The organism is Streptomyces sp. NPDC000404, assembly GCF_040300365.1.
Classification (GTDB): Bacteria; Actinomycetota; Actinomycetes; order Streptomycetales; family Streptomycetaceae; genus Streptomyces; species Streptomyces ramulosus.
In genome coordinates, this window is record NZ_JBEPDN010000009.1 from 1 (window position 1) to 13,402 (window position 13,402).

Below are 13,402 nucleotides of genomic sequence, written 5' to 3' on the forward strand. Positions count from 1 at the left end.
GGTCTCCCCCTCCCGTCCGTGCAGGTCAGCGCAGGCCCATGGCCTCACGCAGGGTGCTGAACAGATCCGTCTGGTTGCTGCAACACCACCCCCGACCCCGCCACCGCACCCACCACGCACCGCGGCCCCCGCCCTCCCCCCGCCGGGCAGGCGCCCCCACGCTACGGTCAGAACAAAGACCTGCAAGAGCGGAGACGCAAGTGACCGGTACGCCAATGGTCCGCGGGGAGACCGAGGGCTCCGACCCCTTCGGCACCTCACGGCTGCGGCGCGGAGTGCTGGAGGCCTGGGCGGCCTCCCCCGCCCGCTTCCGCGAGGACGCCAACGCCGAGGAGGACCTCGCCCTCGGCGGCTACCGCGACCGCCTCGTCGTCGAGCTGGCCCAGAACGCCGCCGACGCCGCAGCCCGGGCCCAAGTGCCCGGCCGCCTGCGGCTGACCCTGCACCCGGCCGAGGCCGACGACCCCGCCGTGCTCGTCGCGTCCAACACCGGCGCCCCGCTGGACGCCACCGGCGTCGAATCGCTCGCCACCCTCCGCGCCTCCGCGAAGCGCGAGGCCGGCGTGGCGAGCGGCGCGGTCGGCCGGTTCGGCGTCGGGTTCGCCGCCGTGCTGTCGGTCTCCGACGAGCCGGCGCTGATCGGCCGCACCGGCGGCGTCCGCTGGTCGCTGGCCGAGGCGCGCGAGCTGACCCGCGAGATCGCCGCCCACAGCCCCGGCCTCGGCGGCGAACTGCGCCGCCGCGACGGCCATGTCCCGCTGCTGCGCCTGCCGCTGCCCGCCGAGGGCACCGCGCCCGAGGGATACGACACCGCCGTGGTGCTGCCGCTGCGCGACGGCGCCGCGCTGGACCTCGCCGAGCGGCTGCTCGCCGGCATCGACGCCGCCGTCCTGCTGACCCTCCCCGGCCTCGCCGAGATCGTCGTCGAAACCCCGGACGGCGTACGGGAGTTGCGGCGCGCGGACGACGGCGAGCTGGTCCGGATCGAGGACAGCGTGCGCGGCGACACCCGCTGGCGGGTGGCGACCGACGGCGGCCCGCTGGAGCCCGCCCTCCTCGCGGACCGGCCGGTCGAGGAGCGGCTGCGCCCGGTGTGGTCGGTGACCTGGGCGGTGCCCGTGGACGCCGACGGCGCCCCGGCGGCGCCCGGCACCGCGCCCGTGGTGCACGCCCCGACGCCGACGGACGAGCCGATGGGCCTCCCGGCGCTGCTCATCGCGTCGTTCCCGCTGGAGCCGACCCGGCGCCACGTCGCGCCCGGCCCGCTCGCCGACTTCCTGGTGGAGCGCGCCGCCGCCGCGTACGCCGCGCTGCTCGGCGCCTGGCGCCCGCTGACCACCGCCGCCCTGGACCTGGTCCCGGGCCCGCTCGGCAAGGGCGGGATCGACGGTGAACTCCGCGGCAAGATCCTGGAGTTGCTGCCCCGGACGCGCTTCCTGCCCGCCGCCGCCCCGGCCGCCGCCCCGCCCACGGCGCTCGACGACACCTGGGACGAGCCCGAGGGCGCCGCCCGCGACGGACTGCGCCCCGCCGACGCGGAGATCCTGGAGGGCGGCGGCGCCGCCACCGTCGCCGTCCTCGCCGAACTCTTCCCCACGCTGCTCCCCGCCGGGCTCGAACGCCGCCCGGAACTGCGGGCGTTGGGCGTCGCCCGGGTCCCGCTCGGCGAGATGATCGACCGGCTGGCGGGTGTCGAACGCGCCCCGTCCTGGTGGTGGCGGCTGTACGACGCGCTGGCCGGCACCGACCCGGACCGGCTCTCCGGGCTGCCCGTCCCGCTGGCCGCGCCCGGCGGCGGCGCCGTCCGCACCACGCTCGGCCCGCGCCAGGTCCTGCTGCCGGTACCCGGTGAGGAGGCGGCGGACGCGGCGGACGACGCGGCGGCCCGGTACGCCACGCTGACCCGCCTCGGCCTGAAGGTCGCCCACCCCGACGCCGTCCACCCGCTGCTGGAGAAGCTCGGCGCGCTGCCCGCCTCACCGCGTGCGGTGCTGACGACGCCGCAGGTCAGGGCCGCGGTCGCGGGCTCCCTCGACGCCGACGAGGACGCCTGGGACCTGCTCGCCGACCCGGACGGACCGGGCGCGCCGCCCGGCGCCGACGAGATCGCCGAAACGGTCCTCGGCCTGGTCCGCGACGCCCGCCTCGCGCCCGGCGACGAGCCGTGGCTGGCCGCGCTCGCCCTCCCCGACGAGGACGGCGAACTGGCCCCCGCCGGCGAACTGGTCTACCCGGGCAGCGCCTTCGAACAGGTCCTCCGTGCGGGTGAACTCGCCGCCGTCGATGCGGAGTTGGTGGACCGCTGGGGCGAACAGCCGCTGACCGCCGTCGGCGTGCTGGCCGCCTTCGCACTGGTCCGCGCCACCGATGTGGTCCTCGACCCGGACGAACTGGAGCCGCGCGAGGGCGACTTCGCCGAACCGGACGACGCCGGACTGCTCGACGCCGTCGACGTCTGGTGCGAGGACATCCTCGACGCGCTGCCCGACACCCCTGTCCCGCCCGTCGTCACCGAGCTGATCGCCGTCCGCGACCTCGACCTCGTCGACGACGACGCCTGGCCGCAGGCGCTCGCCCTGCTCTCCCAACCGCCGCTGCGCGACGCCCTGACCGGCCCCGTGCGGGTCCTGCTGCCCGACGGCACCACGGAATCCGTCCGCCCGTACACCGCCTGGTGGCTGCGCGGCCATCCCGTCCTCGACGGACGCCACCCCGCCGGACTGCGCTCCGCGGGCGGCGATCCGCTGCTCGCCGGGCTGTACGAGGCGGCCGACGCCGGGGACGTCGATCCGCAGGTGCTGCGGGCGCTCGGGGTGCGCACCTCGCTGGCCGCGCTGCTGGACGAGCCGGGCGGCGCCGCCGAGCTGCTGGGCCGCCTCGCCGACCCGGACCTGCCGGTCACCGCCGCCCAACTCCACGCGATCCACGGCGAGTTGGCGCTGCTCGACCCGGAGGCGGTGACGCTGCCGGACGCGCTGCGCGCGGTCGTCCCGGACGCCGACGGCGGGCCCGGCGGCGAGGTGCGGGTGGTCGACGCGGCCGAGGCGCTGGTCGCCGACGCGCCGGACCTGATGCCGCTGGCGGCCGGGCGGGCGCTGCTGCCCGTCGCCCCGGACCGCGCCGCCGCACTGGCCGAGCTGCTCCAGGTCGCGCGGCTGAGCGAGGCGGTGGCGGCCGAGGTGCGCTCCGCGGGCGTCCGGCACGCGGTGCCGGACGAGGTCCGGGCGCTGCTGGGGCCCGCCACGCCCGAGGCGTACACCGAGCACGAGGAGCTGCTGGTCGGCGACGGCGACGCCACGGCCGAGCTGGACTGGCGGCTGACGCCGGACGGCGACCTGCACGCGGCGACGCTGGAGGGCGTGGCCGCCGGACTGGCCTGGGCCGCCGGCCAGTGGCCCCGCCGCTTCGAGGTCGCCGCCCTCCTGGAGGAGCCGGACCGGGGCGAGGAGCTGGCGCGGGCGCGCTGGTTCGACTGACGGACGCGACGCGGGGCGGCCCCGGCCATCGCCGGGACCGCCCCGCGTCCTGCGCCGAGCCTGGGCGGTTCAGCGCCTCATCCGGCGAACTTCCTGATCAGCCCCCAGATGATGGCCCCCGCGCCGACCAGCAGGATGAGCCATTCCCACCACTGGATCGGCCCGGAGCCGCCGCCGGACGAGTGGTAGGAGTGGTGGTAGTGATGCGACCGTGCCAGTACCTCGTGGGTGAGGTCCCCCGTGGAGAAAGCCATGGGCAGGGACCCTAGGTGGCGAGGCGGCGAGGGCGCCAGCCGGGCGAGGGCACTGTGACAGGGCCGGTACGCCCCGCCGTACGGCCGCCCCACCGGCCCCCGTAGCACGCCTGTGACGCACAACGGACATTCGGCGCAAGGGAGTTCACGCTTCCGCCAACCGGGCCGGATAGATCTGCGGGCATGCCGCGGTGGATCCGCCACCGCCTCACGAAAGCGTCCGCCATGCCCTCTTTCCTCACCCCTCGCCCGGCCCTGCGCGCCGCGGCCGCCCTCGCCCTCGTCCTGACCGCCGGGGCCGCCGCCCCGAGCGCCTTCGCCGCCGCCCCGCAGGCCACCGCCGCCGTCGCCGGCAACGGCCGGGAACTCGCCTACACGGCCGCCCCGGGCCAGGCCAACGACGTCACCGTCACCGAGACCTACGACGGGGACGACCGCACCCGCCTCATCTATGTGATCGACGACCGCGTGCCCGTCACCGCAGGTCAGGGCTGCACCCACCCGGACGCGGCGGACGCCACCAAGGTCCGCTGCACGGTCGGGACCGTCGAGAGCCAGTCGCCCTACGCCGCCCTGACGATGGACCTCGGCGACCGCGACGACCGCCTCGCGCTGACCAACACCGCCGGGGAGACGTACTTCTTCAACCGCATCCTGCTCGGCGCCGGCAACGACACCGCGACCACCGGCGGGAGGGCCGACGGCAGCACGGTCGTCGGCGGCGCGGGCGACGACCGGATCACGGTGGGGGAGGCCGCGACCGTCCTCGGCGGCGAGGGCCGCGACACGATCGAGGCGAACGGCGACTCCGCCCTCGCGCAGGGCGGCGCCGGCGACGACGTCCTCAAGGGCGGCCCGGGCGACCAGGACCTCTCCGGCGACGACGGCGACGACACGATCTACGGCGGCCCCGGCGACGACATACTCAACGGCGGCGCGGGCGACGACATCCTGTACGGCAACAGCGGCAACGACCACCTGTACGGCGGCCCGGGCAAGGACCAGCTCTCCGGCGGGCCGGGCGAGGACGTCGTCCAGCAGGACTGAGCCGGGCGGCGGGGGAGCGGGCCGTCACCGCTGCGAGGCGGCGAGCGCGGCGCCCCGCGCGGCGACGGCTCGGCCCGCCCACCAGTGTCGCCGCTCGCCCCGGAGCCCGCCCCGCTCCGCACGGCAACGCCCGCCCCGGGACCCGCCCCTCATGGCAACGTGCGCCCCAGCCGCCGCCAGACGATCTCCAGCGTGATCCCGGCGGCCGCCGCGACCCCCACGGCCGTCCACGGCAACACCGTCCCCACCAGCCGCAGCGCGAAGAAGTGCTGCAGCCACGGCACGGCCAGCACGATCAGGAAGGCCGCGCCCATCGCCGTGACCAGCGCGATCCGCCACCAGGTGTAGGGGCGGGCGATGATCGCCAGCACCCACATCGCGGTGAGGAAGAGCGTCAGCGTCGCCGCGCTGGTCTCGGCGGGCAGCGCGCCCGGCCCGGTGTAGTGGTGGCGCGCCAGCAGATACGTCACGAACGCGGCGACGCCGGCGATCAGCCCGGACGGCACCGCGTACCGCATCACCCGGCGGACGAAGTGCGGCCGCGCCCGCTCCTTGTTGGGCGCCAGCGCCAGGAAGAACGCCGGGACGCCGATGGTCAGCGTCGACAGCAGCGTCAGATGGCGCGGCAGATACGGGTACGGGATCTGCCAGCAGGCCACCAGCAGCGCCAGCAGCACCGAGTAGACCGTCTTCGTCAGGAAGAGGGTGGCGACGCGGGTGATGTTGCCGATCACCCGGCGGCCCTCGGCGACCACCGACGGCAGCGTGGCGAAGCTGTTGTCGAGCAGCACGATCTGCGCGACCGCCCGCGTCGCCTCGGAACCGGAGCCCATCGCGACGCCGATGTCCGCGTCCTTCAGCGCCAGCACGTCGTTGACGCCGTCGCCGGTCATCGCGACATGGTGGCCGCGCGACTGGAGGGCGGTGACCATGTCCCGCTTCTGCCGCGGCGTGACCCGGCCGAAGACCGTGCCGTCCTCGACCGTCGCGGCCATCGACTCCGGCGCGTCGGGCAGCTGCCGCGCGTCCACCGGCGCCGCCGCCCCCGGCAGCCCCAGCCGCCCGGCGACCGCGCCCACCGACACCGCGTTGTCGCCCGAGATGACCTTCGCGGCCACGTCCTGCTCGGCGAAGTACGCCAGCGTCGCCCCGGCGTCCGGCCGCAGCCGCTGCTCCAGCGCCACCAGCGCCGCCGCCTCCACGTCCCGGGCGAGCGCCGGATCGTCCAGCGCCCGCGCGCTGCGGGCCAGCAGCAGCACCCGCAGCCCCTCGGCGTTCAGCTCCTCGGTCTCGGCGAGCGCCGGATCGCCGGGCGGCAGCAGCACGTCGGGCGCGCCCAGCAGCCAGGTCGCGCGGCCGCCCGCGGGGTCGTCGAGGACGGCGCCGCTGTATTTGCGGGCGGACGAGAACGGCAGCGCGGCGGCGCACCGCCAGCCGTCCTGTTCGGGGAAGGCCGCGATGATGGCCAGCAGGGAGGCGTTCGGCCGCGGGTCGGCGCCGCCGAGCGCGCCGAGGATCTGCCGCAGCCGCGCCTCGTCGGCGCCGTTCAGCGGCCGCAGCGCGCTGACGTCCATGCCGCCCTCGGTGAGCGTCCCGGTCTTGTCCAGGCAGACCACGTCGACCCGGGCCAGCCCCTCGATCGCCGGCAGCTCCTGCACCAGGCACTGCTTGCGTCCCAGCCGGATCACCCCGATCGCGAACGCCACCGACGTCAGCAGCACCAGCCCCTCGGGCACCATCGGCACGATCCCGGCGACCATCCGCCGCACCGCGTCGTCGCCCGCCATGTGCAGGGTGAACAGGTGGCTGAGGATCAGCCCGAGCGCGGTCGGGACCATCATCCACGTCACGTAGCGCAGGATCGTGCTGATGCCGGAGCGCAGCTCGGAGTGGACGAGCGTGAAGCGGCTGGCCTCCTCGGCGAGCTGCGCCGCGTACGCCTCGCGGCCGACCCGCGTCGCGGTGAACGCGCCGCCGCCGGCGACCACGAAGCTGCCCGACATCACCGGCTCTCCGGGTTTCTTCAGCACCGGATCCGCCTCGCCGGTCAGCAGCGATTCGTCGATCTCCATGCCGTCCGCCTCCAGGACGGTGCCGTCCACGACGACCTTGTCGCCGGGCCCCAGCTCGATGACGTCGCCGAGGACCACCGCGGAGGTGGAGAGCGCGGTGGCCCGCCCGTCGCGCCGGACGGTCGGCTTCGCCTCCCCGACGACCGCGAGGCTGTCGAGCGTCCGCTTGGCGCGCAGCTCCTGGAAGATGCCGATGCCGGTGTTGGCGAGGATGACGAAGCCGAACAGCCCGTCCTGGATCGGGCCGACGATCAGGATGATCACGAAGAGGACGCCGATGATGGCGTTGAAGCGGGTGAAGACGTTGGCCCGCACGATGTCCGGCACCGAGCGCGAGGAGCGCACCGGCACGTCGTTGACCTCGCCGCGGGCGACCCGCTCGGCGACCTCGGCGGCGGTCAGCCCCGGATGCGCGGGCGGCCCGCCGCCGCGCCCGGGCGCCGTGCGGGCGCTGCCGCCGTCCGGCCCCGCGGAGCCGCTGTCGTCCGGCGCCGGGCCACCGCCGGGTTTCGCCCACTGCGTCATGGTTCGACGGTACGGGGACGGGGCCTGGCGCACCCGCTGGGCGGGTGGCGCGGTGGATCAGGCGGCGTCGGGTGCGCTCTCGGCGGCAGCCTCGGCGGCGCGCTTGATGGCGGCGTCCCGCTTGCGGACGTACCAGATCCCGAGGCAGCCGAGCCCGCCGCCGGCCAGGCAGGTCCACACCCACCAGGCGTGGCCGGCGCGGGCGAACAGCGGATAGAAGGGCAACTGGCCGAGGAAGAGGACGAACCAGATGATGGTGCCGCCGGTGATCGTGCCGACGACCGGCCCCTCAAGCGGCGCCGGAGCCGCGCGCAGTTCGGACTTCTTCCACATGGGCCCCAGCTTACGGGGGCCGTCCGGCGGACCCGCGCCCGGCCGTGGCCGGTTCCCGCGGCCCGGGGGCGGTCGTGCGGCGCCGGGGTCTACGCGCGAAGATAGCGATCAACGAATTGTTTATTCATACTGAACTCTTCCGGATCTGACTGGTTTGAATCGTTGATTGCTCCAAACTGATCGGGAAACTAGCTGTCCGTGCACCCGTCCCGGGATCCACCCGGGCCGAGCCCCCGCGCCTGACCCAGGCCCGTCCCACAAAGGTCCCGCCCATGTCGTCCTCGGCCACCACACCGGTCGAAAATGCTCTTCGGAGCCCAGGTCACCCGCCCAAGAACGGGCTCGACCGCTTCTTCAAGATCTCCCAGCGGGGCTCGACGGTGGGCCGCGAACTCCGCGGTGGCCTGGCGACCTTCTTCGCGATGGCCTACATCATCGTGCTGAACCCGATCATCCTCGGCGCTGGTGTGGACAAATACGGCCACCAGCTCGACAACGGGCAGCTGGTCACCGCCACCGCCCTGATGGCCGGTCTGAGCACCGTCCTGATGGGCGTCATCGGCAACGTCCCGATCGCCATCGCCGCGGGCCTGGGCATCAACGCCGTCGTCTCCCTCCAGCTTGCCCCCAAGATGAGCTGGCCGGACGCGATGGGCATGGTCGTCCTCGCCGGTCTGGTGCTGATGATCCTCGTCGCCTCCGGTCTGCGGCAGCGCGTCATGGACGCCATCCCGCCGGGGCTGCGGCGCGCCATCGCGATCGGCATCGGCATGTTCATCTCGCTGATCGGCCTGGTCGACGCCGGGTTCGTCAGCCGCAACCCGGACGCCGCGCACACCACCGTGCCGATGGGCCTGGGCCAGGGCGGTCAGCTCAAGGGCTGGCCGGTGCTGGTCTTCGTGCTGGGCCTGGTGCTGATGTTCATGCTGGTGGTCCGCAAGACCAAGGGCGCGATCCTCATCGGCATGGTCGTCATGGCCGTCGTCGCGATCATCATCAACGCCATCGCCACCATCCCGGACGCCGCCTGGGGCCTCGCCGTCCCGAACGTCCCCGACAAGATCGTCGACACGCCGGACTTCGGGCTCATCGGCCACATCAGCCTCTTCGGCGGCTTCAAGGAGGTCGGCTGGCTGACCGGCTGCCTCTTCGTCTTCACCGTGCTGCTCTCCGGCTTCTTCGACGCGATGGGCACCATCATCGGCGTCGGCGAGGAGGCGGGGCTGACCGACGAGAACGGCAACCTGCCCGGCATGGGCCGCATCCTGATGGTCGACGGCATCGCCGTCGCGGCGGGCGGCGTCGGCTCCGCCTCCGCCAACACCTGCTTCGTCGAGTCCACCGCCGGTGTCGGCGAGGGTGCCCGTACGGGCCTGGCGAACGTCGTCACCGGCGGGCTCTTCCTGCTCGCGCTGGTCTTCACGCCGCTGGCGACCGTGGTGCCCGCGCAGGCGGCGACGCCCGCGCTGATCGTCGTCGGCTTCCTGATCATGGCGTCCAACGTCCGGGACATCGACTGGGGCGACTTCACCGTCGCCATCCCGGCGTTCCTCACCATGATCGCGATGCCGTTCACCTACAGCATCACCAACGGCATCGGCATCGGCGTGCTCGCCTTCATCCTGCTGCGCACCGCCACCGGCCGCTTCAAGGAGATCCCCTGGCTGCTCAACGCCGTGGGCCTGTGCTTCCTGGTGTACTTCCTGCTCAACCCGATCGAGCAGCTGCTCGGCAAGTAACCGCTTCCCGGGAGGTGCCGGCGCCGCGTCAGCGGGCCGGCACCTCCGGTGTTTCCGGGGCCGCGTCGCGCACCGTGCGGGCGGCGCCGATCAGCAGCAGCGGGGTGGTGAGGGCCAGGAGCCCGGCGGTGAGTAGCGCGGTCCGCGGCCCGGCGACGGCGGCGAGCAGACCGCCCAGCGCGGTCAGTGCCGCGATCGACGCCCGGGACGTCACCGACCACGCCGCCAGCACCCGCGCCACCCGGTCCGCCGGAATCCGTTCGAGCCGGTACGTCACGAGCACCGGGTTGTAGACCCCGATGCAGCAGATCATGGCCAGCTCGACGGCGACGACCAGCGCGAAGCCGCCCACCCCCGGCCCGGTCAGCGCCAGCCACGGCAGCCAGCACACCCGCAGCGTCCCCGCGGTGAGCAGCACCGCCCGGCGGCCGTAGCGCGCCACCAGGGGCCGGGCCAGCCGGGAGCCGAGCAGCCCGCCCGCGCAGGGCAGCGCGAAGGCCAGCCCGTACGCCCAGGGCGCGAAGCCCAGGCGCTCGACGAGCAGCACGGTCAGCAGCGGCTCGGTCGCCATGATCAGGCCGTTGACCAGCATGGTGTTGAGGAACAGCGGCCGCAGCGCCGGGTCGCCCAGCAGGAACCGCCAGCCGGTGAGCAGATCGGCGGCGCGGGTACGGGGACGGGCCGCGGCCTCGCCGGGCTCCGGGGCGCCCGGTCCGGAGCCGTCGGCCTCCGCGCCGCCTGCCCCGGGCCCGCCCGCCTCCGCGCCGTCCGGTGCCCGCCGCCCCGCGTCCGTGTCCCCGCCGGGCGCGCTCTCCGTGCGCGGCCCCGGGACACCGCCCGGCCGGGGCTCACCGCCCCCGACCGCACGCAGCCCCAGCGCGGACAGCAGATAGCTGACAGCGTCCACCGTCACCGTCAGCATCGGGCCCAGCACGCCGACCGCGGCGCCGCCGAGCGGCGGGCCGAGCATGGTGGTGGTCCAGGTGGTGGCCTCCAGCCGGCCGTTGGCGCGTAGCAGGCGCTCCGGCGGCAGCAGCGACTTGAGGAACGCGCCGCTCGCCGCGGCGAAGGCGATGTCGGCGGCGCCGACCACGACGGAGACCACCAGGAGCTGTACGAATCCCAGGAGGCCCAGCGCGTACGCCGCGGGGATGCTCAGCATCGCCGCGCACCGCACCAGGTCCGTCGCGATCATCACGGGCCGTTTGCGGCGCCGCTCCACCCAGGGCCCGAGCGGGACGGCGGCGACCGCCCCGACCGCGGCGCCCACCGCTGACAACGCCGCCACCTGCGTGGGCCCGGCGTGCAGCAGGAGCAGGGCGGTCAGCGGCAGCGCGTTGAACGCCAGCCGGGTGCCGAAGGCGCTGACGGTGTACGCCGCCCACAGCCGGTTGAACCGCCGCCCGAGCGGCTCCCTGGACCCCGTCACGCCCGCGCTCTCCTCGCCCTGCGGCCGCACCTCGCGCGCGACCGGCCGAAGCTAGCGGGCCGCGGCCGCCGGAGCAAACGGATTGACGGGGAGCGGCGCGGCGGCCGGGCGGCGGCCCGCCGCGGTCACCGGGGTGAGGCACCCGGAGCAATCAACCGCGCACCACGGGCGACCCGCCCGGAGTCGTCAACCGCGCACCACGGGCGGCCCGCCCGGAGTCGTCAACCACGTGCCGCGGGCGGCCCGCCCGGGACCGTCAACCGTGCGCCGCCGGAGATCCGTCGGCCGCCTCCGCCTCCGCCGCCGTGTCGCCCCAGCCGCCGAGGCGTTCCGTCGCGTCGACGGAGGACTGGAAGCGTTCGTCGAAATCCTCGCGGACGAGCGTCCGGACGACGTAGTCCTGGACGCTCATACCGCGTTTCGCCGCGTGCTGCCGGATGCGCTCCAGCAGTTCGTCGTCCAGACGCAGGCTGAGCACTCGCGATCCCATGAGGACACCGTCTCCGCAGACACCCGTCAGGTGCGTCGTTTTCCCGCGCGTCCTCACTCGTACGGGTGATGCGGATGCGTCCGTCTCCCATGGCTTTCCTTAGAAAGGGTAATGAGTTACGCTAACAAACATGCCGGACCTGTCCCGCGGCGACGACGCTGCCGCCGTGAGCGCCCTGCGGGGCGCCGTGATGCGCCTCTCCCGCCGCCTCAAGCACCAGAGGGTCGACGAGTCGCTGAGCCCTACCGAGATGTCGGTGCTCGGCACCCTCGCCCGCTGCGGCCACGCGACCCCCGGGGAGCTGGCCCGCAAGGAGCATGTGCAACCGCCGTCGATGACGCGCATCGTGGCCATGCTGGAGGCCAAGGGGCTCGTCCGGCTGGAGCCGCACCCCGACGACCGCCGGCAGAAGGTCGTCACCCAGACCGAGCAGGCCGAGGCGATGCTCGCCGAGAGCCGCCACAAACGCGACGCCTGGCTCGCCGAGCTGGCCACCGGGCTGGACGACGACGAGTGGGCGAAGCTGCGCGCCGCCGCGCCGGTCCTGGAGAAGCTCGCCCAGCTGTAGCGACACCGAGCCGAGGAGGCGAACCGACGTTGAGTACGGGATCCGGATCAGACTCCGTCCCCGCACCGTACACCCCGCACGAGACGGCCCCCGGCACCTCGCCCGAGGCCACCGGGCGCGGGGCGCCCCCGAGCGCACCCGCGGCCGCCCCGCGCAAGGGCATGTTCAGCTCGCTGCGCGTACGCAACTACCGCCTCTTCGCCACCGGCCAGGTGGTCTCCAACACCGGCACCTGGATGCAGCGCATCGCCCAGGACTGGCTGGTGCTCAGCCTCACCGGCTCCTCCGCCGCCGTCGGCATCACCACCGCCCTGCAGTTCCTGCCGATGCTCCTGTTCGGGCTGTACGGCGGCGTGCTCACCGACCGTTTCTCCAAGCGGAAGCTCCTGCTGGTCACCCAGTCCGCGATGGGCGGCACCGGGCTGGCGCTGGCCGCGCTGACCCTCACCGGCTCCGTCCAGGTCTGGCACGTCTATCTGACCGCGTTCCTGCTCGGGCTCGTCACCGTCGTCGACAACCCCTCGCGGCAGGCGTTCGTCGTCGAGATGGTCGGCAAGGAGGACCTGCGCAACGCCGTCAGCCTCAACTCCGCCAACTTCCAGTCCGCCCGCCTCATCGGCCCGGCCGTCGCCGGTGCGCTGATCACCGCCTTCGGCAGCGGCTGGGCGTTCCTGCTCAACGGCCTGTCGTTCGCCGCGCCGATCGCCGGACTGCTGATGATGCGCACCGCCGAGCTGCACAAGGTCGAGCGGGTGCCGCGCAGCAAGGGGCAGCTGCGCGAGGGGCTGCGGTACGTCTCCGGGCGGCCCGAGCTGATCTGGACGATCGTCCTCGTCGGCTTCATCGGCACCTTCGGCTTCAACTTCCCGATCTGGCTGACCGCCTTCACCTACCACGTCTACCACCAGGGTCCGGGCACCTACGCGCTGTTCAACTCGCTGATGGCGGCCGGTTCGCTGGTCGGTGCGCTGCTGGCCGCGCGGCGTGCGTCGTCCCGGCTGCGGCTGCTGGTCGGCGCCGCCGTGCTCTTCGGCGTCCTGGAGATGGCCGCCGCGCTCGCCCCGTCGTTCTGGATCTTCGCGGTGCTGCTCGCGCCGATCGGCGTGGTCGGCCTGACGATCAACGTCACCGCCAACTCCAGCGTCCAGCTGGCCACCGACCCGCTGATGCGCGGCCGGGTGATGGCGCTGTTCATGATGGTCTTCGTCGGCGGTACGCCGCTGGGCGCGCCGCTCGTCGGCTGGATCACCGACACCTTCGGCCCGCGGATCGGCTTCCTCTCCGGCGGTCTGGTCTCGCTGCTCGCCGCCGTCCTCATCGGACTGATCCTGGCCCGTACGGGTGGACTGCGGCTGAAGATAGACCTCCGCCGCGGCCACCAACACGTCGCCTTCGTGCCCCGTGTCGCCCTCCCGGAGGACGGCGCGGAGCCGGCCGCCTCCCGGGACAAACCGCTGCCGGTCGCCTGA

The 13,402-nt window shown here is 74.3% G+C and carries 10 protein-coding genes; 5 read left to right on the plus strand and 5 right to left on the minus strand.

What is annotated here, in order from left to right:
* Positions 1-215 precede the first annotated feature (215 nt).
* A complete protein-coding gene (locus ABT345_RS18455; protein ID WP_345079884.1) occupies positions 216-3,476 on the plus strand; it encodes a sacsin N-terminal ATP-binding-like domain-containing protein in 3,261 nt (1,086 codons plus the stop codon).
* Between the two features lie 77 nt (positions 3,477-3,553).
* Here ABT345_RS18455 and ABT345_RS18460 read toward each other — a convergent pair whose 3' ends face one another.
* Entirely contained in the window at positions 3,554-3,730 is a 177-nt protein-coding gene (locus ABT345_RS18460; RefSeq protein ID WP_345079423.1) for a hypothetical protein, read from the minus strand.
* A 225-nt stretch (positions 3,731-3,955) separates the two neighbouring features.
* Here ABT345_RS18460 and ABT345_RS18465 point away from each other — a divergent pair, with 225 nt between their 5' ends.
* Entirely contained in the window at positions 3,956-4,777 is an 822-nt protein-coding gene (locus ABT345_RS18465; protein WP_345079426.1) for a calcium-binding protein, read from the plus strand.
* A 149-nt stretch (positions 4,778-4,926) separates the two neighbouring features.
* On the opposite strand, the gene ABT345_RS18470 is transcribed toward ABT345_RS18465, so the two are convergent.
* Together ABT345_RS18470 and ABT345_RS18475 are read right to left on the minus strand one after the other, a co-directional pair.
* Positions 4,927-7,374 carry an HAD-IC family P-type ATPase gene (locus ABT345_RS18470; RefSeq protein WP_345079429.1) on the minus strand — a complete coding sequence of 816 codons (2,448 nt, stop codon included), beginning with the start codon at positions 7,372-7,374 and terminating at the stop codon, positions 4,927-4,929.
* Positions 7,375-7,431: 57 nt separating this feature from the next.
* Positions 7,432-7,707, minus strand: a complete 276-nt coding sequence (locus ABT345_RS18475; protein ID WP_345079432.1) for a DUF2530 domain-containing protein — start codon at positions 7,705-7,707, stop codon at positions 7,432-7,434.
* A 272-nt stretch (positions 7,708-7,979) separates the two neighbouring features.
* Between ABT345_RS18475 and ABT345_RS18480 the strand changes: the two genes are divergently transcribed.
* Positions 7,980-9,446, plus strand: coding sequence for an NCS2 family permease (locus tag ABT345_RS18480; RefSeq protein ID WP_345079434.1), 1,467 nt, complete (start codon positions 7,980-7,982; stop codon positions 9,444-9,446).
* Positions 9,447-9,474: 28 nt separating this feature from the next.
* On the opposite strand, the gene ABT345_RS18485 is transcribed toward ABT345_RS18480, so the two are convergent.
* Together ABT345_RS18485 and ABT345_RS18490 are read right to left on the minus strand one after the other, a co-directional pair.
* Positions 9,475-10,875, minus strand: coding sequence for an MFS transporter (locus ABT345_RS18485; protein WP_345079436.1), 1,401 nt, complete (start codon positions 10,873-10,875; stop codon positions 9,475-9,477).
* A 256-nt stretch (positions 10,876-11,131) separates the two neighbouring features.
* A complete protein-coding gene (locus tag ABT345_RS18490) occupies positions 11,132-11,365 on the minus strand; it encodes a ribbon-helix-helix protein, CopG family (RefSeq protein WP_345079439.1) in 234 nt (77 codons plus the stop codon).
* 130 nt (positions 11,366-11,495) lie between these two features.
* On the opposite strand from ABT345_RS18490, the gene ABT345_RS18495 reads away from it, so the two are divergent.
* Both ABT345_RS18495 and ABT345_RS18500 read left to right on the plus strand, forming a co-directional pair.
* Positions 11,496-11,933, plus strand: coding sequence for a MarR family winged helix-turn-helix transcriptional regulator (locus ABT345_RS18495; RefSeq protein ID WP_030285761.1), 438 nt, complete (start codon positions 11,496-11,498; stop codon positions 11,931-11,933).
* A gap of 29 nt (positions 11,934-11,962) precedes the next feature.
* Positions 11,963-13,402 carry an MFS transporter gene (locus ABT345_RS18500; RefSeq protein WP_345079443.1) on the plus strand — a complete coding sequence of 480 codons (1,440 nt, stop codon included), beginning with the start codon at positions 11,963-11,965 and terminating at the stop codon, positions 13,400-13,402.

Coding starts and splice junctions, on each gene's coding strand:
- ABT345_RS18455 (WP_345079884.1), top strand. CDS start 216: ATGGTCCGCGGGGAGACCGAGGGCTCCGACCCCTTCGGCACCTCACGG.
- ABT345_RS18460 (WP_345079423.1), bottom strand. CDS start 3,730: ATGGCTTTCTCCACGGGGGACCTCACCCACGAGGTACTGGCACGGTCG.
- ABT345_RS18465 (WP_345079426.1), top strand. CDS start 3,956: ATGCCCTCTTTCCTCACCCCTCGCCCGGCCCTGCGCGCCGCGGCCGCC.
- ABT345_RS18470 (WP_345079429.1), bottom strand. CDS start 7,374: ATGACGCAGTGGGCGAAACCCGGCGGTGGCCCGGCGCCGGACGACAGC.
- ABT345_RS18475 (WP_345079432.1), bottom strand. CDS start 7,707: ATGTGGAAGAAGTCCGAACTGCGCGCGGCTCCGGCGCCGCTTGAGGGG.
- ABT345_RS18480 (WP_345079434.1), top strand. CDS start 7,980: ATGTCGTCCTCGGCCACCACACCGGTCGAAAATGCTCTTCGGAGCCCA.
- ABT345_RS18490 (WP_345079439.1), bottom strand. CDS start 11,365: ATGGGATCGCGAGTGCTCAGCCTGCGTCTGGACGACGAACTGCTGGAG.
- ABT345_RS18495 (WP_030285761.1), top strand. CDS start 11,496: ATGCCGGACCTGTCCCGCGGCGACGACGCTGCCGCCGTGAGCGCCCTG.